This is a genomic window from Deltaproteobacteria bacterium, from assembly GCA_016874775.1.
Taxonomy (GTDB): domain Bacteria; phylum Desulfobacterota; class Binatia; order Bin18; family Bin18; genus VGTJ01.
Genome location: VGTJ01000044.1, coordinates 1 through 22,840 on the forward strand (window position 1 = coordinate 1; position 22,840 = coordinate 22,840).

Consider the following 22,840-nt stretch of genomic DNA (forward strand, 5'->3'; position numbering starts at 1 on the left):
TACAGGTCTCCGACGATGAGTTTCAAGCGCTCAATATCAAACCCGGTAAGTTTCATGGCGATTGGAACTATACGCTTCTTCCTCGCTCTTAATCGGTAACTTAATTCTTGCCCATGCCTAACTCGTAGGAGAACGAGAGGAGGAGTTATGGGACTGTTCGATTTTGTCAGGAACATTGGCAAGAAGATCTTCAACCGGGACGAAGAAGCGGCAGAGAAGATCAAGGCAGAGATTGAGTCAACGAATCCAGGTATCACCGGCCTTAGCGTCAATTACGATCCGACCAGTGGTAAAGTAGCGTTGTCTGGGAATGCCGCATCTGCTGAAGCCATGCAAAAAGCGGTCTTGATTGCTGGGAACGTACAAGGCGTTGGTGAGGTTGGTGCTGGGCAAGTCCAGGCACCTGCGGAGAAGGAGAAAGTCGACTACTACATCATTAAGTCAGGCGACAACTTGTCTAAGATCTCAAAACAATTCTATGGAGATCCAAACAAATACAATCGTATCTTCGAGGCGAACCGCGAAGTGATCAAAGATGCGAACATGATTTTCCCTGGGCAGAAGATTCGTATTCCGTTGGATTAATCGCACGAATTCTCACTTTTTCTGACTGCGAAAGAGGACACACATGTTGTGTCCTCTTTTTTTTCTCCGCGGTTCGGTTGCGTGTCCAGAGATGGGGTGGTATAAACTGCCCCGCCGTAACGGACAACGGGGGTTGTATCTCTGCTTCTTTCCCAGTGTTTTGCCCTTGCATCTCATGCCAGGGCTCACTAAAGTGCGCAGGCAGACATCCGGTCCGTGCGGACGTCGTCACGTAGGAGGGAACTGTGCAAGCGTTTACTTATGAAGCCCCTCGATCACTTGATCAGGCGCTCAGTCTTTTTTCGTCGTCCGGTGACAAAGCGCGAGCTTTGGTCGGCGGGACAGACTTATTGATCCAGATGCGAGCTGCAACTCGACAGCCCAGTGTGCTTGTTGATGTCAAGAACATTCCAGAGCTGCAGATCATTTCTTTTGATCCGCAAACTGGCTTGCGTCTGGGAGCCGCAGTACCAAGTGTCCGCATCTTCGAAGATAAGATGATGCAGGACAAATATCCTGGTTTGACCGAAGCTGCCTGGCTCATCGGCTCAGTGCAAATTAAGAATCGATGCTCGGTGGGTGGAAACTTGTGCAATGGTTCGCCTGCAGCAGATAGTCCTCCTGCATTGATTGCGTTGGGAGCGGAGTGTGTGATTGCCAGTTCCAAAGGAACACGCACTGTGAAAGCCGAGGACTTTATCAAATCCCCAGGGCAAACCGTGCTGCAGCCTGGAGAAATGCTCGTTGAATTCCGTATTCCAGCGCCAAAGCCTCATTCCTCTGATTGTTATCAGCGGTTCATTCCACGCAATGAAATGGATATTGCCGTGGTCGGTGTTGGGGCGTCAGTCACGTTGAATGGAGATACCTGCACAGCGGCGCGTATTGGCTTAGGTGCGGTTGCGCCGACGCCGCTGTTTGCCAAAGCTGCGGGTGACTCACTCGTTGGCAAGCCGTTCAATGAACAAAACATCGCCGCTGCCGCTGCTTTAGCGCAGCAGCACGCCACACCAATCTCTGATATGCGCGGGACCGCCGAGTATCGCAAACACATGGTTGGCGTTCTCACCCGGCGTGTGCTAACGGAAGCCGGAGCACGAGCACGGAAGAAGTAATGAGTAATGAGTACCGAGTAATGAGTACCGAGTGAAGACTTTGTCTTGCTGAGTTTTTCCTCATCACTCATTACCCATTCCTCGTCACTAAAGCGAAGCGAAAGAAGGAAACATCATGTCAGGCAAAGTACATGTCGAAACAACACTCAATGGCGAGCAAGTTGAGTTTCTTTGTGAACCACGTCAAAGCGCACTTGAAGTCCTTCGCGATGTCCTCGGATTTACGGGAGTAAAAGAGGGCTGTCTGACTGGCGACTGTGGCGCGTGCAGTATGATTATGGATGGTCGCGTTGTCTGTTCGTGCCTAGTCCTTGGCCCGGAAATGCAAGGGCGCACCATCGAGACCGTCGAAGGAATGGCTAAAGATGGTGAGAAACTCCATCCGCTCCAACAAAAGTTCCTAGAGCATGCAGCTCTGCAATGTGGGATTTGTACGCCGGGATTCTTAGTCGCAGCAAAAGCGCTGCTTGATAAGAACCCAAAGCCGACTGAACACGAAGTTCGGTTTGCGTTAGCTGGAAACCTGTGTCGTTGTACTGGATATGATAAGATCGTGCGTGCGGTGCTCGATGCTGCCGCAGTTATGCAAGGGAGGTAACTTATGGCCACTGTACAGGAAGCCAAGTTTAAAGTTATTGGGACTCGTCCGATTCGGCACGACGGCGTGGACAAAGTCACTGGCCGTGCCAAATATGGCGCAGACATTAGTTTACCCGGATTGCTTCACGGGAAAGTACTACGCAGCCCCCATGCGCATGCGCGGATTAAATCGATTGATATCTCGGCAGCGGCAAAGTTGCCTGGCGTGAAGGCTGTTATCACGAGTGCCGACATTCCGAAGGTCCATAATGGTGTTGTTCCCATGGGTGAGTTAGCCATGAATCCTCACTTCATGTCGATGAACATGTTGGCGCATGATAAGGTGCTCTACGATGGTCATCCGGTTGCGGCCGTGGCAGCTACGAGTACGCACATTGCGGAAGAAGCAATTCGCCTGATTAAGGTCGACTATGAAGTGCTTCCCCATGTGCTGGATGCCGAAGCGGCAATGAAAGATGGCGCTCCAATTCTCCATCCTGACCTCCGTACGAGTGGATCGCCGGAGAAGAGCGACAAACCAACCAATGTTGCCAGTCAAGTGCGCTTTGCGCGTGGCGACCTCGATGCTGGCTTCAAAGCCGCTGATGTGATTGTCGAGAAGACCTTCGACACTGCGATGGTCCACCAAGGATATATTGAGCCCCATAACGCTGTGGCGCAGTATAATGCTGATGGACAGACGACAATTTGGACGAGCACCCAGGGCGCCTTCACTACTCGTGATCAGTGCGCACTGGTGCTGAATATCCCGGCGAGTTCAATGAAAGTGGTGCCAGCAGAAATTGGTGGTGGCTTTGGCGGAAAAATTGGTATCTATCTTGAGCCACTTGCCTTGTTACTGTCGAAAAAGTCTGGCAAGCCAGTCAAATTGGTCATGACGCGCGGTGAAGTGCTGCGCGCCACTGGGCCGACGTCTGGTGCCAACATGCGCGTGAAGATGGGCGCGAATAAACAAGGCAAGATTACGGCAGCACAAATTTGGCTGGCGTACCAAGCTGGTGCATTTCCAGGTTCGCCGGTTGGCGCTGGCGCTATGACTGTGCTTGCTCCGTATGATCTGGAAAACCTGCAGATTGACGGCTTCGACGTCGTGGTCAACCGACCGAAGACGGCTGCGTACCGTGCACCGGGAGCGACAACTTCATCGATGGGTGCAGAGACGGTTATCGATGAATTGGCAGAAAAGGTTGGCATTGATCCGGTCGAATTCCGTCGCATCAATGGGGCAAAAGAAGGAACCGCGCAACCAGCGGGGCCGAAGTTCTTGCGCATCGGCTACTTAGAAACTCTGGAAGCTGCCAAGAATAGCGATCACTACAAATCGCCATTACCGCAAGTCCCTGGAAAAAAGGTTGGACGAGGTATCGCTTCAGGGTTCTGGTTCAATGCCGGCTTTCAGTCAAGCGCAACAGTGAACATCAACTCTGATGGAACAGCCAGTGTTGTGACTGGCTCACCTGACATTGGTGGTTCGCGTGCATCCTGCGCCATGATCGCCGCTGAAGTGCTTGGTCTCAAAGCAGAGGAAGTGCATCCGGTCGTTGCTGATACCGAATCCATTGGTCACACGGATATGACCGGTGGTAGCCGTGTGACCTTTGCGACTGGTTATGCGGTGTACGAAGCCGCTCAGGAGGCAGTGAACTTATTGAAGCAGAGGGCGGCAGTCCTGTGGAAAGCCAAACCAGAAGAAGTCGCGTACCAAGACGGCGTCGTTTCGCGTACAGCCAATGGGCAAGAATCGATGACGCTGAAAGAACTCGCGGCCAAACTTCCTCGCGCTGGAGGTCCAGTTGGTGGTCGGGCGTCAGTGAATCCGCGTGGGGTTGGCCCAGCTTTCGCTACGCATGTGGTTGATGTGGCCGTTGACTCAGAGACCGGTAAGGTTGATGTGCTACGCTACACCGCGATCCAAGATGTTGGTAAGGCAGTACATCCGAGCTATGTCGAAGGCCAGATCCAAGGCGCTGTCGCGCAAGGCGTTGGCTGGGCATTGAATGAAGAATACTTCTATGATGATAAGGGGACGCTCCGCAACGCGGGCTTCCTCGATTATCGTATGCCCACGACACTTGATCTGCCGTTGATCGAGACAGTCTTGATTGAAGTCCCGAATCCTGGTCATCCGATCGGTATTCGTGGCGTTGGTGAAGTTCCCATCGTCCCACCACCAGCCGCGATTGCCAATGCGATCTACCGGGCTGTTGGTGTGCGTATGACCGAACTGCCGATGTCACCGCCCAAGGTGTGCAAGGCAATTGCGGAGAAGAAGTAAGCACGTAAAGTGTAAAACGTAAAGCGTAAAACGTAACCGCCCCTCCTTCCCTATTACGTTTTACGCTTCAGTTACGCGAATTGTCTAAAGTCATAAAAAGAGAGAGGTGTGAAGAAGAGACACCTCTCCGCTTCAAGTCATATGGCCACTGTTTTCATTCCTGCGTTAATGCGTAAATTGACGAGAGGGCAAGATCGAACCACGGCAACTGGAGCGACGCTCGGAGAGCTGATTAACGATCTTGACCGCCAGTTCCCCGGTTTTCGCGAGCGTGTGGTTGAGCATGGTGATTTAGCAGGTTCGATTGCCGTCTCGATCAATGGAGAAGTTATCACTGGAGGTTTATCTGAACCTATTCCGGCTGACAGCGAGATCCATTTTGTTCCCGCTATTGCTGGAGGATGAACACTCGTGTAGTTGATTGAGTCTGAGGGGGAAGGGCGTATGACGTTCTTCCCCATTTTTTTGCAAAATAATACTGAGGAGGTAACTCATGGCGACGGTGCAGGAGGCCAAATTCAAAGTCATCGGTACCCGTCCGATTCGGCACGACGGTGTAGACAAAGTCACAGGTCGTGCCAAATATGGAGCCGACATTAGTTTACCGGGATTGCTGCATGGAAAGGTGCTACGCAGCCCCCATGCGCATGCCAGGATCAAATCGATAGACGCTTCTGCAGCCTTGAAACTGCCCGGCGTGAAAGCTGTCATTACTGGGAAAGATCTTCCGGAACTCCCCTCTGGTGCCCAACAGATGGGCGAGATGGTGATTAACCCGCGCTTTCTCTCGATGAATGTGCTAGCCAAAGATAAGGCGTTGTACAACGGTCATGCGATTGCCGCGGTTGCTGCGACCAGCCCACATATCGCCGAAGAAGCCTTGGCACTGATCAAAGTTGAGTATGAAGTGCTGCCGGCAGTGCTTGATGTCCGTCAATCGATGGCAGCCACTGGGGCCCAGATTCTCCATGCTGATATGCGCACGGCAGGTACCCCGGAGCCAAGCGATAAAGAGACCAACGTCGCTAACCAAGTCCGTTTTGCTCGTGGCGATGTTGAAGCTGGGTTCAAAGCCGCGGCTGTCGTTGTTGAACGTGAGTTTGACACCTCCATGGTGCATCAGGGCTATATTGAGCCCCACAATGCCGTGGCGCAGTATAACTCAGATGGTCATGGGACCATCTGGTGTAGCACGCAAGGGACATTCTCGGTGCGTGAACTGAGCGCGCATATCCTGCAAATGCCGGTCGGCAGCATCAAAGTTGTGCCCGCGGAAATTGGTGGTGGCTTTGGTGGCAAAACCACTGTCTATCTCGAACCACTGGCACTGTTTCTCTCGCGTAAAACAGGCAAACCCGTGAAGATGGTGATGAGCCGCAGTGAAGTGCTGCGCGCCACTGGTCCGACGTCTGGTTCTCACATTAAGTGCAAAATTGGCGCGACCAAAGACGGCAAGATTACTGCTGCGCAAATGTGGTTAGCATACGAGGCAGGAGCGTTCCCTGGCTCGCCGGTTGGTGCTGGCTGTATGACCGTGCTGGCTCCCTATGCGCTCGAAAACCTGCAGATCGATGGGTTCGATGTGGTGCTCAACAAGCCTAAGACCTGCGCGTACCGTGCGCCTGGTGCGACCAATGCATCATTTGCGGCAGAGACCGTACTTGATGAAGTCGCTGAGAAACTCGGCATCGATCCGATCGAGTTCCGTCGTATCAATGGTGCCAAGGAAGGGACTGCCCAGCCTGCAGGGCCGCAATTCCGCCGCATCGGTTTTCTTGAGACGCTCGAAGCCGCAAAGAACAGCGAACACTACAAGTCACAGTTACCCAAAGCAACGAATGGCAAGAAATACGGACGTGGCGTTGCTTCAGGGTTCTGGTTCAATGCTGGCATGCAATCAACGGCAACTGTGAGTATCAATGCTGATGGGACCGCGAACGTGGTGACTGGGTCACCAGACATCGGTGGATCGCGTGCGTCCTGTGCGATGATTGCCGCCGAAGTGCTGGGCCTCAAGGCTGAACAAGTGAACCCTGTTGTGGCTGATACTGACTCAATCGGTCATACCGACGTCACTGGCGGTAGCCGTGTGACCTTCGCGACTGGTTATGCGGTGTACGAAGCTGCTCAAGAAGCCGTGAAGCTACTCAAAGAGCGGGCGGCGGTGTTGTGGAAGACCAAGCCTGAAGAAGTGAGTTATCAAGATGGTGTGGCGTCTTTCGGGCAGGAGTCGATGCCCCTCAAGCAACTGGCTGGTCGCTTAGCCAGAGCTGGTGGCCCTGTCACAGGCAGTGCGTCCGTGAACCCACGCGGCATTGGTCCTGCCTTTGCCACGCACATTGTCGACGTTGAAGTTGATCCAGAGACTGGCAAAGTTGATGTCCTGCGTTACACTGCAATCCAAGACGTAGGGAAGGCGATTCACCCCAGCTACGTCGAAGGACAGATTCAAGGTGGTGTCGCGCAAGGTATCGGCTGGGCGCTCAATGAAGAGTATTTCTACGACGATAATGGCGTCATGCGCAATTCGGGGTTCCTCGATTATCGCATGCCAACCACGCTCGACCTGCCGATGATCGACACCGTGCTACTCGAAGTGCCAAACCCAGGACATCCGGTTGGTATTCGTGGCGTTGGTGAAGTCCCGATCGTGCCGCCACCGGCTGCGATCGCCAATGCGTTGCACAACGCCCTTGGCGTGCGCTTAGAGCAACTGCCGATGTCACCGCCGAAGATTGTGAAGGCGGTGTTGGAGAAGAAGTAGAGAACAGGGGACAGGGGACGGGTTACAGGGGACAGTAAGAAATCTTTCCTTGTAAGCCGTCCCTGTCCCTTATCTACGAAAGTAATTCTCTCACTGATAGAGATCCTATCTCACGGCCATGAAGAATGATCGCTATTGTATCTTCTAGACCAAAAGTCTGTTGCTGACGGTAATCCGGCTGCTCGCTTGGTTCTGAAGGTTCGCTATGCACTTCAATTTCATTCGCAAGCAAATTGACAATCCAATAGATAGAAATTCCAGCCGCTGCGTAAATTCGTTTTTTCAGCGTCCGATCTCGCCGTAAGCTGGAGTCCGCTACCTCAACGACCAGAGCGATATCTTGGGGACTAGGATGATGGTCAAAGTATTGACGTCTATTGCCTCGCACTACGGCTACGTTAGGTTCTGGTTCGCTATCTTTTGTTGTTACAGGTTCTTGAACGTCGACATACCAACCTGTGGGTAGGATCTGAGCTATGGCTTCTCGGATCAGTTGAGTCACGACACGATGCTTTGGGTTTTTCGACATTTTTGTTACCAACCATCCTTCTAGCAATTCGACAGGGTCATCGTCAGTGAGAATGCCCGCCTGAATCATGGCATGATACTGGTCAACACTGAGCCGCCAGATACTCTCAGCTGAAACCTCTACAGGCTGATGAGCAGGGGGTACAACTGCGTGTGTGGTTGCTGCCATAGTGTTGCTCCTCTTATCTGGATTCCCAACGTTAAGCAGCTCTCCGAATACTCATGCGCCGCTTGAGACGCTGGGTGATTCGTCGCTTCGCTTCTGCTTGCCGTTTGAGATTTTCCCACACTCCTGGAACATCGCGAATTAATCTCAGCAATTGATCCATCGCTTCACTTTGGTTGATGACGCCAGTCTCGTACTTGGAGAAACTCTTCGGCCCTCCACCAAGGATGCGGGAAAATTCTGACTGTGTCGCACCGATCTTTTTACGAATGGCTTTGATCTCATCTGTCGTGAGCAAGCCATCGACTTGGCGTTGCCAGTTGCGGATCTGTGGTTCAGTTTCCATGATCAATGGATGATCAAGATATTCCTCACCGCAGGTTGGGCACGCGAAGACTCCGTAGTCTTCAATCCTTAGGGTACTGCCTTTATATGAAAAAACCTCAGGGCGTCGACGAAACGTCAACCCAGGTTTTCCACACTGGGAGCAATAGGCCCCTTCTGTCAGAGCTCTTTGGGGGTTCAAGGTTGCTCTCCTTGTTTCCGTTCTTTGAATGAAATTACGACTCCTCGTTCGTCTGGTGCAATTTGTAGCTTGACGTAAAGTTCCACATTGCGAAACGCTGGACGATAGACACCTTGCCAAAGTTTAGAGTTTTGATACGTCGTCATCGATTTGTAAAAATCTTGATGAGTCAGTCTCACGATGCATTGGACAATATCTTCTTCACTCCAATTAAACGTTGCTGCACCACAACGTGATGAGGCAGTGATCTGTCGAGTCGCAGGATCTTTGACTAACTCTTGTAACTGTTTGAGAGAGTACTGTGGTTTACGCTTCTCATTGACCGTGGATCTCCAGGGTGTCGCTCGATGGAGCTAAAAGGAGACTTACTGACAGGTACCATGAAGGTACTTGCCGTTCAAGATTCTTCAGAAAATAAAAAACGGCCAGGAGTTGTCTCCTGGCCGTTTTTCTTGCTGATCGCTGAAAGCTGACTGCTGATAGCTTCCTAGTTCAAATCCATCCGATACAACTTCACCGCGTTCTCGAACACGATCTTACGGGTCACTTCATCCGGTACGCCATTGAAGTCTTTAGCGATCCACTGACGCGATTCTGGCCAGGTTGAATCGGTGTGCGGGAAGTCCGATGCCCACATGTAGTTATTCTCGCCGAAGATCTTGTAGGTCGCTGGACCGACTGGATCGTCTTGGAATGTTGCCCACATCTGACGACGAACATAATCACTGGGTTTCATCGGCAGTGGGTTCTTCTCCATCGCATTAAACTTCTCGTACGCATGATCCATGCGGTACATATAATGGGGGAACCAGCCGGTGTCGTTCTCAGCAGAAACGATCGTGAGTTTCGGGAAGCGCTCTAACACACCACCGAAGATCAACTGGGTCAGCGAGCGTTGCACTTCATGAATGATGTTCATGTAGAAGGTGCTGATCTGCTCGAAATTGACTTTACTTTCTTTGCTCTTGCCGGTAATCACATGAAGTGATAGCGGCATTTTCGTTTCCGAGGCAGCTTGCCAGAACTTGTCATACTCGCGGCTGCTATAGGGCTTATCTTCCGGTGGCGAACCCCAGATCATCGCACCGCGCATGCCACGTTTAGCAATGCGTTCGAGTTCTTTGACCCCCATGTCGATATCTTCGAGCGAGACGAGGCCGACGCCGTACAGTCGCTTTGAGTTATGCGAGCAGAAGTCAGCAACCCAATCATTGTACACGCCGAAACAGGCGCGTTGCAGGTCTGCATCTTGGAGGCCGAACAATGGCATACCAAGCGTCGTGTAGAGCACTTCGGCTTCGACACCATCAAGGTCCTGATCTTTAATACGTTCGACCGGATCCCAACCGCTGGGGCGCGCAGCTTCATAGCCCTTTGATAAATGCTCTTTCAATTCTTCACCTGAACGGCCAGCGCCAAAGCCGCCCGCGACAGGGAAGGGGTCAATACCTTCAGCAACAAAGATAAGGCCTGGTTTCTTTGGGTTTTGGATAACTTTTGGTGAACGATCGCGGAACTTGTTATCCAAGCGAGTAGCCCACAAATCTGCGGGCTCCATCATGTGCGAGTCGGCAGACACGAAACGCAGATTAGCCATGCACGGTCCTCCTTATAGAATATAAAGAACGAAATGACGGTGACAGCGATCTCTTTCTTATGGCCCTGACCACTGTCTGCGTCAAAGCTCCTTGCTAATGTCTTCTCATAGGCGAGAGTTTGCTGTCAAGGGAATGCGGGCTGTGTACAGCAGCGCGCTATACTTCTTCTTTGCGATTCGGTCGTGCACGCTCAAAGCGCTGGCGATGGACTTCACGCCAATGAAACGACTGCGGCGGACGCTGTTGCCGCTCTAAGCTGCTGAGCAATGCTTCTTTGTTGTCTGCACGACCGAAGCAGTGCTCGCCAAGCCACAATTCCCATCCTTCTCGGCTTTTCCCGTCTGGTCCGACGATGTCGCGACGGATAAAGCGCGGTTCTCCTCCAAGGCTTGGTTTTGTCGTGAGCATGGTACCCTCCGGTTGTAGCGGTCGTTGTCGTTGTTGGTTGCTGTTGTGTGCTCATTCGTGTTCACGAATGAGACCGAGAAAATCGCGTAGTACTCGATAGGTGAGACCCCAGATGGTCTTGCCGCCATAGACGAGCGCAGGCACCTCAATCGTTGTCTGGTCAGGTAAATCTCGGCGAACGGTCCGCTCAACGCCATCGCGTTGCATAAACGACAAGGGTACCCAAATGGTATCCTGGACTTCGACGGGATCTGGCTCGGGTTGCGCTTCTGATGAGACAAGATACACAAATGGAGAGACTGCCATATTGGTGAGCTTGCCGCGTGCCATAGCTTGGACTTCGGTTAAGCGACCAAGGTACTCACCGTGAAGATCGAGATCGATTCCCACCTCTTCCCGTGTCTCACGTGAGATTGTGACCAGTAAGTCGGGATCTTCTGGATCTTTGCGCCCCCCGGGAAAAGCCATGTGGCCAGACCAGGGGTCATGTGGATGATGCGCGCGGTGGATAAATAGCACATGCAGATCTTCTTCTTGTGGCTGAAGAAGTAGCGCCACCGCTGCGCGCATGGGGTCCTCAAGCACGACACGGTCTGGATTATGGTCAGATAACTGATGACGAATGCGAGAAATCTTTTTATGTACCATGCCACTCCCCAAGAGCAGAATTTGATTATATCGCAATTTACCTAGCAGAGCGAATACGAAATATCACTTTCCCCCTTTGTCCTCTGTCAGCGATGTGGTAGGACAGGGCGCGTAGCTTCCTGCCATGAGAAAAGGAGACGTATGGCGTTTTTGAGAAAAGTGCCGTTGCTGGTGAGTAGTATTGGACTGCTCTGTGTGGCCCTCAGCCTGCCGCAGATAGGTGCTGCTCGTGACTCTGCCGTGGATGACTACCAAGACTACTCGACACTCTCGCGCATTTCAGATGAGGATCTGCGGAGTTTTGAAGATTATCTTGATGCCCATTGGGAGGTTGCGGATGATCTTTATAGCAACCCAGATTTGCTCAACGACCGCGCGTATATACGTAAGAACCCATCGCTCCGACGATGGTTGGTGACCCATCCGCGAGCGGCCCGAGCGATTCGTATGAATCCACGTGCCGTATTGTGGCACCAGCGTGATCGTCGAGACGACGAAGGGTCTCGACGAGAGTTAAGCGACCAAGACCTGCGCAGTTGGGAAGAATTCCTTGATGCGCATGACTCGATTGCCCGTGAGCTGTATCGTAATCCAGACCTGTTGAAGGACTCCACGTATATTCGGCGTAACGAAGCGCTGGATGACTGGCTCTATAGTCATCGCCGCGCCGCGCGCATCATTCTTGCGAATCCACGTGAGTATGCCCGTCGTGGAGAAGATACGTCTTCCGAAGAGGTGAGGCCACTGACAGCCGAAGAGGTGCGTGAATTTGAGCGCTTTCTCGATCGCGAATGGGAGATTGCCAATGCCCTGTATCGCGAGCCAGAACTGATCAATAGTCGTGAGTTCGTACGCGATAATCCGGCGCTAGCGGACTGGCTGCGAGAGCATCCTCGCATGGCTCGTGCTGTTCACGAACGGCCACGTGAGTATCTCTGGCGGCAGCGAGGTTTGAGTATTGATGACTTCTTACGTCAAATATTGACTCCTCGACCGGGAAACTAAGGAATGGGACAGTGAAGACAAGCGCGCCTGAGCCTGAGAGTACGAGAATCGGACACTGCGATCACAGGCGATGAAGTAGAGAAACACAGAGCAGACGAAGCGAGGAACAAAGTGATAGGCGCTGTGCGCTCTTCCTTGCCGATTCTCTAGTGCGCTGTTTCTTCTGGCTCACTACTGGTGCGAGGATTCCTCCTGATTCGCTTCTTTGACGGCATCGAGCACTGCACTGGCCCGTTGCACATGGACTTGGACTTCCAGGATTTGGTTGAGTAACCGGCCAATGTAGGCTCGCGCTTCTTCAGTTTGTGGACCAAGGCCTTTGACAAGTTGGGTAGCGGCACTCACGCCCTGTGTTGCTTGGGTGACGGCGCTTTCGATTTCTGCAAATGTTTCGGTATCAATGATCATGTATTTTCCTCTTATGAGGGGGGGAAGCAGCAAGTCTCCCTGCCTCCTTATTTTCGCCTCCGGCACTCTACAGAGAAAAGCCATTTGTCGTCAACGCGGTCAGTGGGTCTCTGTATAAATATAGTTATCGTGGTATTTGGGTGCCGCTGTCAAGTTTTGTTTTGCCATTTCCCTCACTGCCTGGATGATACTGTTGCACTATGCGAACGTTGACTCAACCTCGAGAGCAAATCCCTGCGCGTTGCCTTGTCATTGGCCACCGTGGTGCGGCCGCTACGTGCCCGGAGAATACCCTCTTTTCGTTTGTGACTGCCCGTGACACTGGTGCACATATGATCGAACTCGATGTGCAACAGAGTGTAGATGAAAAGTTGATCGTCTTCCACGACGAGACACTTGAACGGTTATGTCGGGAGCCAACCACCGTCGGTTCCCTTCCTGAGTCGGTGTTAATGACCAAAGTGGTTGGGCAGCGGAATGAGCAATTGGTGACGATTCCTTCCCTTGCGCAGGTGTTTTCAACTCTGAGGGATTCACTGCTGTATAACGTGGAACTCAAAACCGACGCCATCCACTATCCTGGTATTGAGGCTCGACTTGTGTCGTTAGTACGAACCTATGGACTGAGTGACCAGGTCCTGGTTTCCAGCTTCAATCACGAGAGTTTGCGTTTGGTAAGACAATACGATCAACAGTTGTCACTAGGATTACTGCTCGATCACGCGCAAGCTCAGCAATGTGGGAATTGCGATGGGATTGTCGTCCGTGCGCGTGAGTACGCGTGTTTTTCCGTTCACCCAGAGTTCTCTGTTTTGCGCGACTGGCCTGATCTCGGAGCCCGTTGTCATGCTGCAGGGCTTCGTATTTTTCCGTGGACAGTGGATAACGAGGATGATTGGCGATTCCTCGTAGAGGAGGTTGATGTTGATGGGATTATCACCAATGACCCAGGGAGATTGCATGGGTGGTTGGTGAAGCACGCGGAGCGACATCGTTAAGCTTGAGCATGCTCGTCAAACATCTTGCGCCAATGCTCGTCGTACACAACGGCAGGAATCAACCGCACGGCAAGAAAAATCAGGGCGGGCACAATAATCACATCGTCGAGATGTCCAATGATGGGGAGAAAATCTGGAATGAGATCGAAAGGGAGCGCGACGTACGCGAGCGCTGCCCAGAGGAGATAGCGTGCCAGTCGTGGCGTGCGCGGGTCGTGATAAAGCGCAGTGTAGAACGCCAGGTGTTGGCGAAGAGTTCGTGCGATTTCCTTGAATTTGTCAAGCATCTACAGTCTCTACGGCTAGCTGAACAACCTCAGTTGTGTCGGTGCAGAGGTAACCGTGTTCCACGGTAATGACGGAACAGGAATCTTCCGTTGCTCAAGTAACGACTGGAAGTGACGCGCGGTTCCAGGCGAGTGCTCTTCAATCGGGCAATGCACAAAGAAATAGATCTGTATGCCCTGATGTAACCACTGCTCAACCTGCGTGAGCCACTCCTCCATGAACTGGTTGTTACTCTTTTGTTGCGGGTGGCTAATAAAACGAACGAGGCTAAACGGAGCCGTTACACAGGGGTGTAGTGGTAACTTTGGTTTGCGTCGCTCCATACCGACCTGGGGATCATCGGGCCCTTCATAAATTGGGCGCGTATCGAGGAGGACGCGGCCGACACTATTTCTCTCTAAGAGCGAAGTGAGTGCACTGCTATGTGGTTCACGAAACCAATCGGGATGACGGACCTCTACAGCAAGAGGGATTTCCTGTCGTGGCCATGTTGCGAGAAACGCGCCGAGATCATGCAGCATGGTCGGGCCGTACTGTGGCGGTAACTGCACGAAAATCGGTCCCAGACGATCACCGAGCCCTTGCATCAGTTTACCAAACTGCAGTGCTCCAGGAATTGACGGTTGGAGCAGTCCTTTGTGGGTCAAATCACGTGGCAACTTAGGGCAAAAACGAAAACCAGGAGGAGTTTCTGCTGCCCAGCGTGTGACAGTCTCACGACTCGGGACACCATCAAACGTCGCGTTAATTTCGACAGCCGTGAGGCGTTGGCTGTACAGGCGAAGGAAATCAGCCGTGCGACTGCCTGGAGGAAAGAATTCGCCCAACCATCCCTTGTAAGCCCATACTGCGCAGCCGAGGAAGAAGTGCGACAGAGAAGCCATAGGGACACGATAGGGAGAGTTAGGCGGCAGAGTCAAGAGTCGGCCAGCGTGCACGCCGTTTACCTTGACATGTATAGGGGCCTAGGCGCATACTCGCTCGCTGTTCCTGGTGAAAAAGGAGAACCGTGCATGCAACAGGCACTGAGCGGTATTCGTGTGGTTGATCTCACGCATTACATCGCTGGTCCATATTGTACCAAGATGTTGGCTGACTACGGTGCACAGGTTGTGAAAGTCGAGCGTCCTGGTGTCGGTGACGGCGCACGGACGCTCCCGCCATTTTTTGCGAACACGCCAGGTGTGGAACGTAGCGGGCTCTTCTGTTTTCTCAATACGAATAAATACGGCATTACCCTTGATCTCAAGCACGACCGGGGGCGTGAAGTTGTACTGCGGCTTGCCCGACAAGCTGACGTACTCGTCGAAAATTTCCGCCCAGGTGTCATGGATCGTCTCGGTCTCTCGCGGGCAGATTTGGAAAAAGTTAATCCACGTTTAGTGACCGTGTCGCTGACTAACTTTGGGTCTTCGGGACCATATCGCGACTACCAAATGACCGACGGGGTCGCGTATGCACTAGGAGTGTGGACCTATCCGATGGGGGAAGTCGATCGTCCGCCGGTGCAACCGGGTGGCGCCTTTGGGCAATACATGGCCGGGCTCTATGCCGCAATTGGGGCTTTACAAGCTGTACGTCATCGCAATGAAACTGGACAAAGTCAGTCAGTTGAAGTCTCGATTCAAGAAGCACTCATCGCGACGACGCTCTATGACTTTGTCGCGTTTTCCTACGCTGGTTTTTTGCGCAAACGTTCTGGACGCCAGTTTCATCTTGGGTACCCGAATCTTGTGACATTACCCTGCGCGGATGGTTACGTCGGGTTTCATGCAGGGTTGCCACAGCATGTGCACCATCTGTTAGAACTGGCTGGACGCCCTGATCTTGCGGCTGAGCCACGGTTTAATAACCTGGCGACTATTGGTGCCCATGCCAAAGAGTTACATGGCGTGTTGGAGCCGTGGTTGAAGACGCGCGGCAAGTGGGACGTCTTTCACACTGCCCAGAAACGCGGGATTCCAACGTCGCCGATCCCGACCCCAGACGAAGTCGTAAACTGGCCACATCTCAAAGAGCGGCAAGCTTGTATTGACATTGAACATCCAGAAGGCGGTAAAGTACAAATTCCTGGACCGCCATTCCGTGAACAAGGGAAACTGCCGTGGTCCTTGCGTCGTGCACCGTTGCTTGGCGAGCATACTGAAGACGTGCTGTGCAGGCAGTTGGGGTACAGTGCTGCGGAGCTGCGGGATATGCGGGCAGCGGGGGTAGTATAAAACGTGAGATGTGTTGTGTGGTGCGTGTGACGTGAGGCCGCTGATAAACATTTTCACGTACCACGTACCACGCACCACGTACCACGCAACCCGTCTTACGTTAGATTATCTCAAAAGAAATACAGTAAGGAGTCAACCAATGTCGAAGCCCCTACGTATTGTCGATCTCACAAACGGTTGGGCCGGGCCACTGGGTACCTGCTTGATGGCAGACTTTGGCGCTGAAGTGATTAAAGTCGAATCGCCCTCACACATGGACTGGTGGCGTGGTGCCGGACTACAAGGGACGGCTGATGGTCCAAAACTGTACGAGGCCTCGCCGACCTTCAACACCGTCAATCGGAACAAATACGGCATTGCGCTCGAATTGACGCATCCACGTGGCCGGGAGTTGTTCCGTGAACTGGTGCGTGTCAGTGATGTGTTGGTGGCAAATTATCCACTGCGGAGCTTGCGCAAGCTTGGCATCGATTTTCAGGCGTTATCTGCGGTGAATCCAAAGCTGGTGATGGTGACCTTACCTGCTTTTGGTGGCAGTGGACCAGACAGTGAATATATCGGCTTCGGTTGCACGACTGAAGCTATGGCCGGGATTACTGGTGTCAGTGGCTATACCGATGGTCCGCCACAGATGTTGAGTAATGCCATTGGTGATCCGGGGACAGCGCTCAATGGCTGTTTTGCGACGTTGGTTGGTCTGTTCGAGCGAGATCGCAGCGGTGCTGGTGTGTCCATCGATGTCTCACATGTGGAGGGACTCTTACCGATGAACGCTGAAGCGTTGCTCGATTACACGATCAATGGTGTTGTCCAAGGGCGGCGAGGCAACCGTCATCCGGCCATGGCGCCACACGGCTGTTATCCGAGTAAAGGTGATGATGAATGGCTCATGATTACCATTGCCTCTGATGAGCAATGGCAGAAGTTCTGTCAGGTACTCGGAAACCCAGCCTGGGCGCAACGTGAGCAATATGCAACTGCTGCCGAAAGGAAAGCAGCAGAAGACGAACTCGACCGTCATATTGCTGAATGGACGAGAACGCACGACCATTACGAAGCGATGGAACTCCTGCAACATGCCGGTGTCGCCGCAGGGGCAGTGATCTCGGGATTAGAAGTCTTAAGTGACGCGCATATCACTGCGCGTGAATTTATGCTGCCGATCGATAAAGCTGAAGCTGGGACACATCTCTATCCTGGATTTGTTCCGCGATTTTCGCCCGGAGAATCGACGGTCGAACGGCCATCGCCGTGCTTTGGTGAGCATAACCAGTATGTCTTTGGGACGGTTCTTGGACTGTCGTCGCAGGAAGTCGAGACACTCGTCAAGGAGCGCATTATCAGCAATGCACCGATTTTTCCGTCTTAGGGTGGTGTCGAAGGGAGATCGCGGAACCACGGCATCTGCACGAGCGGTTGGTTCAGCCAGCCAGAGACCGGATGGTAATTGAGGAACTCAGACACGTAAATCTGCGCGACGAAGATGAACCATACGAGGGCCATCACGACACCGACAGTGATGAATTGGAGAGGAGCACCAAGGCGTTTAAGAAGTGATGATTGTCCTGTAAGCGGAAGCTGAGCTGATACCAGGTCTAGTCGCTGTAATGTTTCCCGCTCACCCGTGCTCAAGTCGGCAAGACGTAACGATCCTTCCTGAAGGAGAGTAAGAACGCCAGATGCATAAATACGGGCTGCCGCGAGCCGTAACCCGACATACGCCGGAAAGACGACCGCAGCACTCCAGAAAAAGTACGGCTTGAGAATCTCCTGCGCTTCAGTTGTAGTGAGGCCATTCAAGGCTGGATTGAGTTGCGGAAAAAACGCTGGCAACGTTCGTAGAACATTCACTGGCAGTGCAATAAGCGAGTACAGTGCTGCCAACCCCAGACACGCGCGCCAACGACAACGAAGGACCTGCCAAATAAGACGCCCTTGATAAAATGCCCGCCATTGTCCAGTAACCGCTTGTCGCACTTGCGCCAGCGGGACGTAGAACATTGCCGCAATAAACAGGACGACACCAAGGATGCCGGTGAGCGGTCCGACCGCTGCTTGCTCGTACCCTTTGTGAAACGAGTTGTTCCAGCCGTCGTACCAGGAAAAGAGCCACAAGACACAACCAGGGAGTGTGAGTATCCAGGTGTTGATGACTCCTGTCAGGATCTGGTTGTGTCCTCCCGGCAGCAAAAGTCGGGAGCGGCAGCAATAATGACCCAAGTCCTGTGACTGTGTGTCGTAAGAAAGTGCGCCGGGAGATCGGGGAAATGTGAAGCCATGGGTCCAGGTGGTTGTTCATGAGGAGAGGTTCTCAGTTATCAGTGGTCAGGTATCAGCATCATTCATCGTTTTGCCAACCCCTAACCCCCAACCCCTTTCTCCGGAACATGCTCAATCGGCGACTTAGAGAAATCCCACGCTTGAATCTTTTTGGGCACAATCTTGGTGAACACGCGACCGATGTTGTCCTTGAAAATTTGACTTTCTTCCACACCCTGTTGCGCAAACATGCCGCGAAAGGCTTCGCGAGTCATACCAAGCGCGCCGTCGCGTTCAAATAATCCATACCGACTCGATAGCATCGCAACAGCTTGTTCGGGCGTATATTCGCCTTTCCATGGGCCTGCACCAATAGTGACTTTCTTGCCGGAGCCAACCTCGGTCATTTCTGCATCGCCAAAAATCAGCACCGCCTTGGCGAAGTTACTGCGCATGCCCATCAATGGACGCTCGTCCATATCGACGACCACTGAGCAGCGGGGATTGTGCTGTAAATTTTTGCACGACTGGCGTTTGCGTGTCAGGGAAACGTAGAAAGACTCTCCGTCCCAGTAGTACCACAGTGGTGCAATATGGGGGTAGCCATCGGTTCCATGCGTTGCCAACCGTGCCACCCAACGGCCGGAAAGAAATTCATCAATTTCATCCTGTGTCATTGCCACATGTGGATGCCAGGCCAATACTCCGCCGAGTTTCATATGTCCCTCCTGAGCGACTGAATGCCTCCCTCTTACCATGACACCGGCGCGGCTTGACAGGGGGAAGCAGAACGCAGTAGTCAGTAGAGAATTAATGAAGAATGAAAAATGCAAAATGAAGAAAAAAACTTGTCTCAGTTCTCCGTTCTTAATTTTTCATTTTTAATTTTTCATTGGCCTTGCCATTAAGAGGGAGGGAAGCGTGCAGCTAATGCGCGAGGGATACCATGAGCAGCTTTTTCTGCTCACGAACGAACGGGGGGAACCGATCGTTCGCAAACAAGCAAAGCCTCGGCCCGATGGCACGTTACTAACGGAGATTGCGTGGCTTGAGGAAGTACCGCCACGCTACCGCCAGTATTTTCCCCGCGTGCTCGGTTCTCACAAACAGAATGACGGGCAGCCGATATTCTATGAGATGCCATATTTCGGGCAAGAATGGGTGGTCCTGTCTGACCTCATTTTGACCGGGGCCATCGATCGACCGCGCGCGTTAACGCTGCTGACGCGCGTGATGGAAGTAATGTTCGCGGGGATCTTTCCGCTCACGTATCCACAAGAAACGGCAGTGTACCCTGATCGACTCCTGGTGCTCCTCGAAAAAGGACTCCTGCGAATTCCTGAACTCTCGGCGTTTCGTCCGTTCATTTTCTCTGAGTCCATTGTCATTAATGGCCAGCCCTACCGTAATGTGTTCTCCTTGTTGGACGAGATTCGGGAAAGTTCGTGGTTACAGGAAACCCTCTGCCCTACGGTGGTGCGGAAAGTACACGGAGACTTGTACCCGGAAAATGTTCTCGTACGACTCCCGAGTTTACGTCGCCCTGTGCCACAGGTCATGATTCTTGATCCTATTGCAGCGATCGGTTTGAACCGTGGCGATTTTGCCATGGACATTGCCAAGTGTAAAAGTTGGTTGTCTGCAGAGCTGCTAGCGTTACGCCTTGGGCTGTTTACCATTCAGGCGGAGCGGAGTGCGTCGCCTACTTTCTCGATGGCGTTGCATGTTGGTGATGAACAACTGCAGGCCCTGAGCGACGGGTTTTTGTTGCACGGTTTTCTTCAACTCTTTGGCGCAACAAAGTGGTCTCACACTGTCTGTGATGAAGACTCGTCGTGGTGGCGCCGGGTGAGTTTCTACGAAGCGCTCTACGCATTGAGTATGGTGCCATTGGTGCCAGCCTGGCAAAGCTTGGCGCGCTTCTTAGTGGGGATTCGCCATCTGAACGACTTCGTGTCGATGCAGAATGAGAAACAATTCTGTGTGCCAAACTGTCAGTTGTCGGCGAGCAATGGTCAATAAGGCGGCGAAGAGGAGATGCGGGATAAACGGGAAAAAGGATAAATGGAGAGAGGCAAAAGCAATACAAGAGAGAAAGCACAGGGCTCTTTTGGGTCACCTTGAGCCAGTTCTCCCGTTTTTGCTGACCACTGAGAACTGAGCACCTTTTGTGGGAGAACACTATGCGTTTTGGTTTCTTTGATCAGCTTCCGTGTGCAGATTCACAGTCAGAGCAGCAACGGTATGAAGATATCCTCGCGCAGATTGAGCTAGGAGACAGGGTAGGGTTCGATACCGTTTGGCTCGGGGAACTTCATTTTGGTCGGCGCTCGTCGTTGTTAGCGTCGCCGCTGATGGTGCTAGCGGCTGCTGCGCAACGTACCAAACGGATTCGTTTGGGAACGGCAGTGACGTTGTTGCCGCTGCATAGTCCGGTGAAAATAGCGGAAGAAGCCGCTGTCGCCGACCTCCTCAGTGGTGGACGATTGGAATTTGGTGTTGGACGCGGAACCGCACCGATTCACTATGTCGGCTACAACGTCCCCCAAGAAGAAAGTCGTGAACGGTTCGAAGAAGCACTCGATGTGATTCTCAAAGCCTGGACTCAAGAGCGGATCACGTATAAGGGAAGATATTTCCAGGCTGAAGACCTGGCCATTGTTCCGAAACCGGTCCAGAAGCCGCATCCGCCTATCCGCTTGGCGGCGAACAGCCCGGACACGTTTACCATTGCGGGCCAGCTAGGATTACCAATCTTCGCTTCACCGCTCATCAATCCACCGGCGAAGTTGAAGGAATTTCTTGGCGTGCATCGGCAAACGCTGAAGCCCGGCGTGAAGCAGGATGTCGCGTTAATGTTCTCAGTGCATGTCTCAGACAGTCGTGAGCAAGCGCGCCGCGAATACGAAGCGAGTATCAAGAATTTCTTCCGTGCTGCAGGAGAACGCCTGAAACCGCTTGGTGATGCAACCATTAAGGGGTACGAAGCGTTTCAGGAAGCGGTCAAGAAATTAGAGCGAGCGACGTACGAAAGCGTGGATCGGATGAGTGTGTTTGGTGATCCAGACTACTGCGCGGAACGTGTGCGCGCTCTGCGTGATGAATTTCAGATGGATGAGTTTATCGGCTATTTCAATCAAGGTGGCTTAGTCGACCACGCGATTGTCAAGCGCTCAATGGAGCTGTTTGCCAAAGAAGTTATTCCACGCTGTCGCTGAGGAGGAACGATGCCCGGTGTACTCGAAGGGGTGAAGATCGTTGAGTTAGGCATGTGGGCCGCTGGTCCTGCTGCTGGCGGGATTATGGCTGATTGGGGAGCAGAGGTCATTAAGATCGAAGATCCAGAAGGCGGTGACCCGTTCCGCGGGTTTCTGTCGACCGGCGTGGGGGCAACCTCTGCATCTTCGATTAACGGATCATTTGACAGCGACAATCGCAACAAGAAAAGTCTTGCGCTCGATGTCCGGAGCAAAGACGGGCAAGAGGTTGCCTACCGCTTGATTAAAGATGCCGACGTTTTTCTCACCAATTTTCGTCCGGCAGCGATTGAGCGTTACAACATGACGTATGCCACACTCAAAGGCATTAACCCACGTTTGGTGTATGTGTGGGTGACTGGCTATGGACCAGTTGGACCCGAGAAAGAGCGGGCAGCGTTTGATTATGCTGGCTTCTGGGCCCGCGCTGGCATGATGGCAACCATTGGTGAACCTGGTGCGCCACCGCCAGGACAGCGGCCTGGCATGGGCGATCATTCAACGTCAATCGCGGTCGTTGCTGCGACGACGGGTGCGCTTTTGGCTCGTCAGCGCACCGGAGTCGGACAGGAAGTGTGGGTGTCGTTGTATCGGACTGGCTTGTGGGTGAACTCGATGGATGTACAGACGGCGCTCTTGAATCGCGCAAACATCCCCCGCTTGAGTCGCACGCAGATGGGCAATCCGCTCTTCAACGCCTATCGTGCCAAAGATAACAAATGGTTCCAGTTGGTGAACCTGCAAAGTGATCGCCACTGGCCGGGTTTTTGTAAAGGTGTAAACCGTGCTGATCTCTTGGCTGATCCCCGTTTTGTTGATGCTGCGGCACGACGAGAAAACGGCCCTGCGTTGATTGCCATTCTCGATGACATCCTTGTGACCAAGACCCGCGCTGAGTGGGGAGCTATTTTTGATGCTGAAGGCGTCTTCTGGGCACCGATTCAGACGGTGGAAGATGTGATCAACGATCCCCAAGCGCACGCGAATGGTTCATTCGTGCAAGTCGACCATCCCAGCGGTCAGCGCATCGAGATGGTGGCAACACCGATTGAATTTCACTCTACGCCAGCCCAGACGCGTACTTGTGCCCCAGAAGTTGGCCAACACACAGAGGCGATTCTTCTTGCGGCTGGTTACTCGTGGGAGGATATGGCAGGACTGCGAGAAAAGGGAGTGATTGGGTAACAAGCCGG

General features: G+C 52.8%; 23 protein-coding genes and 1 pseudogene. 13 read left to right on the forward strand and 11 right to left on the reverse strand.

Going from position 1 to position 22,840, the window contains the following annotated elements:
- Positions 1-147 precede the first annotated feature (147 nt).
- From lysM to FJ147_09710, 6 genes are all read left to right on the forward strand, one after another.
- Entirely contained in the window at positions 148-585 is a 438-nt protein-coding gene (gene lysM / locus FJ147_09685; protein MBM4256155.1) for a peptidoglycan-binding protein LysM, read from the forward strand.
- A 245-nt stretch (positions 586-830) separates the two neighbouring features.
- Positions 831-1,700 (forward strand): xanthine dehydrogenase family protein subunit M, encoded by an 870-nt coding sequence (locus FJ147_09690; GenBank protein ID MBM4256156.1) that lies wholly within the window; start codon positions 831-833, stop codon positions 1,698-1,700.
- A 115-nt stretch (positions 1,701-1,815) separates the two neighbouring features.
- Positions 1,816-2,298 (forward strand): (2Fe-2S)-binding protein, encoded by a 483-nt coding sequence (locus tag FJ147_09695; GenBank protein ID MBM4256157.1) that lies wholly within the window; start codon positions 1,816-1,818, stop codon positions 2,296-2,298.
- Positions 2,299-2,301: 3 nt separating this feature from the next.
- On the forward strand, positions 2,302-4,575 hold the full coding sequence (locus tag FJ147_09700) for a xanthine dehydrogenase family protein molybdopterin-binding subunit (protein MBM4256158.1): 2,274 nt from the start codon (positions 2,302-2,304) through the stop codon (positions 4,573-4,575).
- Positions 4,576-4,683: 108 nt separating this feature from the next.
- The gene (locus tag FJ147_09705) at positions 4,684-4,980 is read left to right on the forward strand and encodes a MoaD/ThiS family protein (GenBank protein MBM4256159.1); all 297 of its coding nucleotides are present in this window, start codon (positions 4,684-4,686) and stop codon (positions 4,978-4,980) included.
- Positions 4,981-5,068: 88 nt separating this feature from the next.
- The gene (locus tag FJ147_09710; GenBank protein MBM4256160.1) at positions 5,069-7,339 is read left to right on the forward strand and encodes a xanthine dehydrogenase family protein molybdopterin-binding subunit; all 2,271 of its coding nucleotides are present in this window, start codon (positions 5,069-5,071) and stop codon (positions 7,337-7,339) included.
- Positions 7,340-7,412: 73 nt separating this feature from the next.
- Here the strand turns inward: FJ147_09710 and FJ147_09715 are convergent, their stop codons facing one another.
- The 6 genes and pseudogenes from FJ147_09715 to FJ147_09740 form a co-directional block, all read right to left on the reverse strand.
- The gene (locus tag FJ147_09715) at positions 7,413-8,036 is read right to left on the reverse strand and encodes a Uma2 family endonuclease (GenBank protein MBM4256161.1); all 624 of its coding nucleotides are present in this window, start codon (positions 8,034-8,036) and stop codon (positions 7,413-7,415) included.
- Between the two features lie 31 nt (positions 8,037-8,067).
- Positions 8,068-8,679: a type II toxin-antitoxin system MqsA family antitoxin gene (locus FJ147_09720; GenBank protein MBM4256162.1), complete on the reverse strand. Its 612-nt coding sequence runs from the start codon at positions 8,677-8,679 to the stop codon at positions 8,068-8,070.
- Positions 8,556-8,867 (reverse strand): annotated as a pseudogene (locus FJ147_09725) (type II toxin-antitoxin system MqsR family toxin). The gene FJ147_09720 and the pseudogene FJ147_09725 overlap by 124 nt, the downstream one beginning before the upstream one ends.
- A 179-nt stretch (positions 8,868-9,046) precedes the next feature.
- Positions 9,047-10,156, reverse strand: a complete 1,110-nt coding sequence (locus FJ147_09730) for an amidohydrolase (protein ID MBM4256163.1) — start codon at positions 10,154-10,156, stop codon at positions 9,047-9,049.
- A gap of 157 nt (positions 10,157-10,313) precedes the next feature.
- Entirely contained in the window at positions 10,314-10,565 is a 252-nt protein-coding gene (locus FJ147_09735) for a hypothetical protein (protein MBM4256164.1), read from the reverse strand.
- A 51-nt stretch (positions 10,566-10,616) separates the two neighbouring features.
- Complete coding sequence (locus FJ147_09740; protein ID MBM4256165.1) at positions 10,617-11,213, reverse strand: CoA pyrophosphatase; 597 nt, start codon at positions 11,211-11,213, stop codon at positions 10,617-10,619.
- Positions 11,214-11,354: 141 nt separating this feature from the next.
- On the opposite strand from FJ147_09740, the gene FJ147_09745 reads away from it, so the two are divergent.
- Positions 11,355-12,218 carry a hypothetical protein gene (locus tag FJ147_09745; GenBank protein MBM4256166.1) on the forward strand — a complete coding sequence of 288 codons (864 nt, stop codon included), beginning with the start codon at positions 11,355-11,357 and terminating at the stop codon, positions 12,216-12,218.
- A 171-nt stretch (positions 12,219-12,389) separates the two neighbouring features.
- Here the strand turns inward: FJ147_09745 and FJ147_09750 are convergent, their stop codons facing one another.
- Complete coding sequence (locus FJ147_09750) at positions 12,390-12,626, reverse strand: hypothetical protein (protein ID MBM4256167.1); 237 nt, start codon at positions 12,624-12,626, stop codon at positions 12,390-12,392.
- A gap of 200 nt (positions 12,627-12,826) precedes the next feature.
- On the opposite strand from FJ147_09750, the gene FJ147_09755 reads away from it, so the two are divergent.
- Positions 12,827-13,624: a hypothetical protein gene (locus FJ147_09755; protein ID MBM4256168.1), complete on the forward strand. Its 798-nt coding sequence runs from the start codon at positions 12,827-12,829 to the stop codon at positions 13,622-13,624.
- On the opposite strand, the gene FJ147_09760 is transcribed toward FJ147_09755, so the two are convergent.
- Positions 13,621-13,911 (reverse strand): DUF1232 domain-containing protein, encoded by a 291-nt coding sequence (locus tag FJ147_09760; GenBank protein MBM4256169.1) that lies wholly within the window; start codon positions 13,909-13,911, stop codon positions 13,621-13,623. The genes FJ147_09755 and FJ147_09760 overlap by 4 nt on opposite strands.
- Before the next feature lie 15 nt (positions 13,912-13,926).
- Positions 13,927-14,796, reverse strand: coding sequence for a DUF72 domain-containing protein (locus FJ147_09765; GenBank protein ID MBM4256170.1), 870 nt, complete (start codon positions 14,794-14,796; stop codon positions 13,927-13,929).
- Positions 14,797-14,844: 48 nt separating this feature from the next.
- Here FJ147_09765 and FJ147_09770 point away from each other — a divergent pair, with 48 nt between their 5' ends.
- Positions 14,845-16,131 carry a CoA transferase gene (locus FJ147_09770; protein ID MBM4256171.1) on the forward strand — a complete coding sequence of 429 codons (1,287 nt, stop codon included), beginning with the start codon at positions 14,845-14,847 and terminating at the stop codon, positions 16,129-16,131.
- A gap of 139 nt (positions 16,132-16,270) precedes the next feature.
- Positions 16,271-17,500: a CoA transferase gene (locus FJ147_09775; protein MBM4256172.1), complete on the forward strand. Its 1,230-nt coding sequence runs from the start codon at positions 16,271-16,273 to the stop codon at positions 17,498-17,500.
- Here FJ147_09775 and FJ147_09780 read toward each other — a convergent pair.
- Entirely contained in the window at positions 17,497-18,321 is an 825-nt protein-coding gene (locus tag FJ147_09780; protein MBM4256173.1) for a hypothetical protein, read from the reverse strand. The two genes, FJ147_09775 and FJ147_09780, sit on opposite strands and share 4 nt — an antisense overlap.
- A 170-nt stretch (positions 18,322-18,491) precedes the next feature.
- Positions 18,492-19,148, reverse strand: a complete 657-nt coding sequence (locus FJ147_09785) for a hypothetical protein (protein MBM4256174.1) — start codon at positions 19,146-19,148, stop codon at positions 18,492-18,494.
- Positions 19,149-19,311: 163 nt separating this feature from the next.
- On the opposite strand from FJ147_09785, the gene FJ147_09790 reads away from it, so the two are divergent.
- The 3 genes from FJ147_09790 (at position 19,312) to FJ147_09800 (ending at position 22,832) form a co-directional block, all read left to right on the forward strand.
- Complete coding sequence (locus FJ147_09790; protein ID MBM4256175.1) at positions 19,312-20,412, forward strand: hypothetical protein; 1,101 nt, start codon at positions 19,312-19,314, stop codon at positions 20,410-20,412.
- Positions 20,413-20,573: 161 nt separating this feature from the next.
- A complete protein-coding gene (locus FJ147_09795; protein MBM4256176.1) occupies positions 20,574-21,608 on the forward strand; it encodes an LLM class flavin-dependent oxidoreductase in 1,035 nt (344 codons plus the stop codon).
- A gap of 9 nt (positions 21,609-21,617) precedes the next feature.
- Positions 21,618-22,832 carry a CoA transferase gene (locus FJ147_09800; protein ID MBM4256177.1) on the forward strand — a complete coding sequence of 405 codons (1,215 nt, stop codon included), beginning with the start codon at positions 21,618-21,620 and terminating at the stop codon, positions 22,830-22,832.
- Positions 22,833-22,840 lie beyond the last annotated feature (8 nt).

Bases quoted from the DNA above. Each gene is read 5' to 3' on its own strand.
- FJ147_09745 (MBM4256166.1), top strand. From the start codon at position 11,355: ATGGCGTTTTTGAGAAAAGTGCCGTTGCTGGTGAGTAGTATTGGACTG.
- FJ147_09785 (MBM4256174.1), bottom strand. From the start codon at position 19,148: ATGGTAAGAGGGAGGCATTCAGTCGCTCAGGAGGGACATATGAAACTC.
- FJ147_09735 (MBM4256164.1), bottom strand. From the start codon at position 10,565: ATGCTCACGACAAAACCAAGCCTTGGAGGAGAACCGCGCTTTATCCGT.
- FJ147_09750 (MBM4256167.1), bottom strand. From the start codon at position 12,626: ATGATCATTGATACCGAAACATTTGCAGAAATCGAAAGCGCCGTCACC.
- lysM (MBM4256155.1), top strand. From the start codon at position 148: ATGGGACTGTTCGATTTTGTCAGGAACATTGGCAAGAAGATCTTCAAC.
- FJ147_09710 (MBM4256160.1), top strand. From the start codon at position 5,069: ATGGCGACGGTGCAGGAGGCCAAATTCAAAGTCATCGGTACCCGTCCG.
- FJ147_09795 (MBM4256176.1), top strand. From the start codon at position 20,574: ATGCGTTTTGGTTTCTTTGATCAGCTTCCGTGTGCAGATTCACAGTCA.
- FJ147_09695 (MBM4256157.1), top strand. From the start codon at position 1,816: ATGTCAGGCAAAGTACATGTCGAAACAACACTCAATGGCGAGCAAGTT.
- FJ147_09775 (MBM4256172.1), top strand. From the start codon at position 16,271: ATGTCGAAGCCCCTACGTATTGTCGATCTCACAAACGGTTGGGCCGGG.
- FJ147_09755 (MBM4256168.1), top strand. From the start codon at position 12,827: ATGCGAACGTTGACTCAACCTCGAGAGCAAATCCCTGCGCGTTGCCTT.
- FJ147_09765 (MBM4256170.1), bottom strand. From the start codon at position 14,796: ATGGCTTCTCTGTCGCACTTCTTCCTCGGCTGCGCAGTATGGGCTTAC.
- FJ147_09715 (MBM4256161.1), bottom strand. From the start codon at position 8,036: ATGGCAGCAACCACACACGCAGTTGTACCCCCTGCTCATCAGCCTGTA.
- FJ147_09740 (MBM4256165.1), bottom strand. From the start codon at position 11,213: ATGGTACATAAAAAGATTTCTCGCATTCGTCATCAGTTATCTGACCAT.
- FJ147_09730 (MBM4256163.1), bottom strand. From the start codon at position 10,156: ATGGCTAATCTGCGTTTCGTGTCTGCCGACTCGCACATGATGGAGCCC.
- FJ147_09800 (MBM4256177.1), top strand. From the start codon at position 21,618: ATGCCCGGTGTACTCGAAGGGGTGAAGATCGTTGAGTTAGGCATGTGG.
- FJ147_09760 (MBM4256169.1), bottom strand. From the start codon at position 13,911: ATGCTTGACAAATTCAAGGAAATCGCACGAACTCTTCGCCAACACCTG.
- FJ147_09700 (MBM4256158.1), top strand. From the start codon at position 2,302: ATGGCCACTGTACAGGAAGCCAAGTTTAAAGTTATTGGGACTCGTCCG.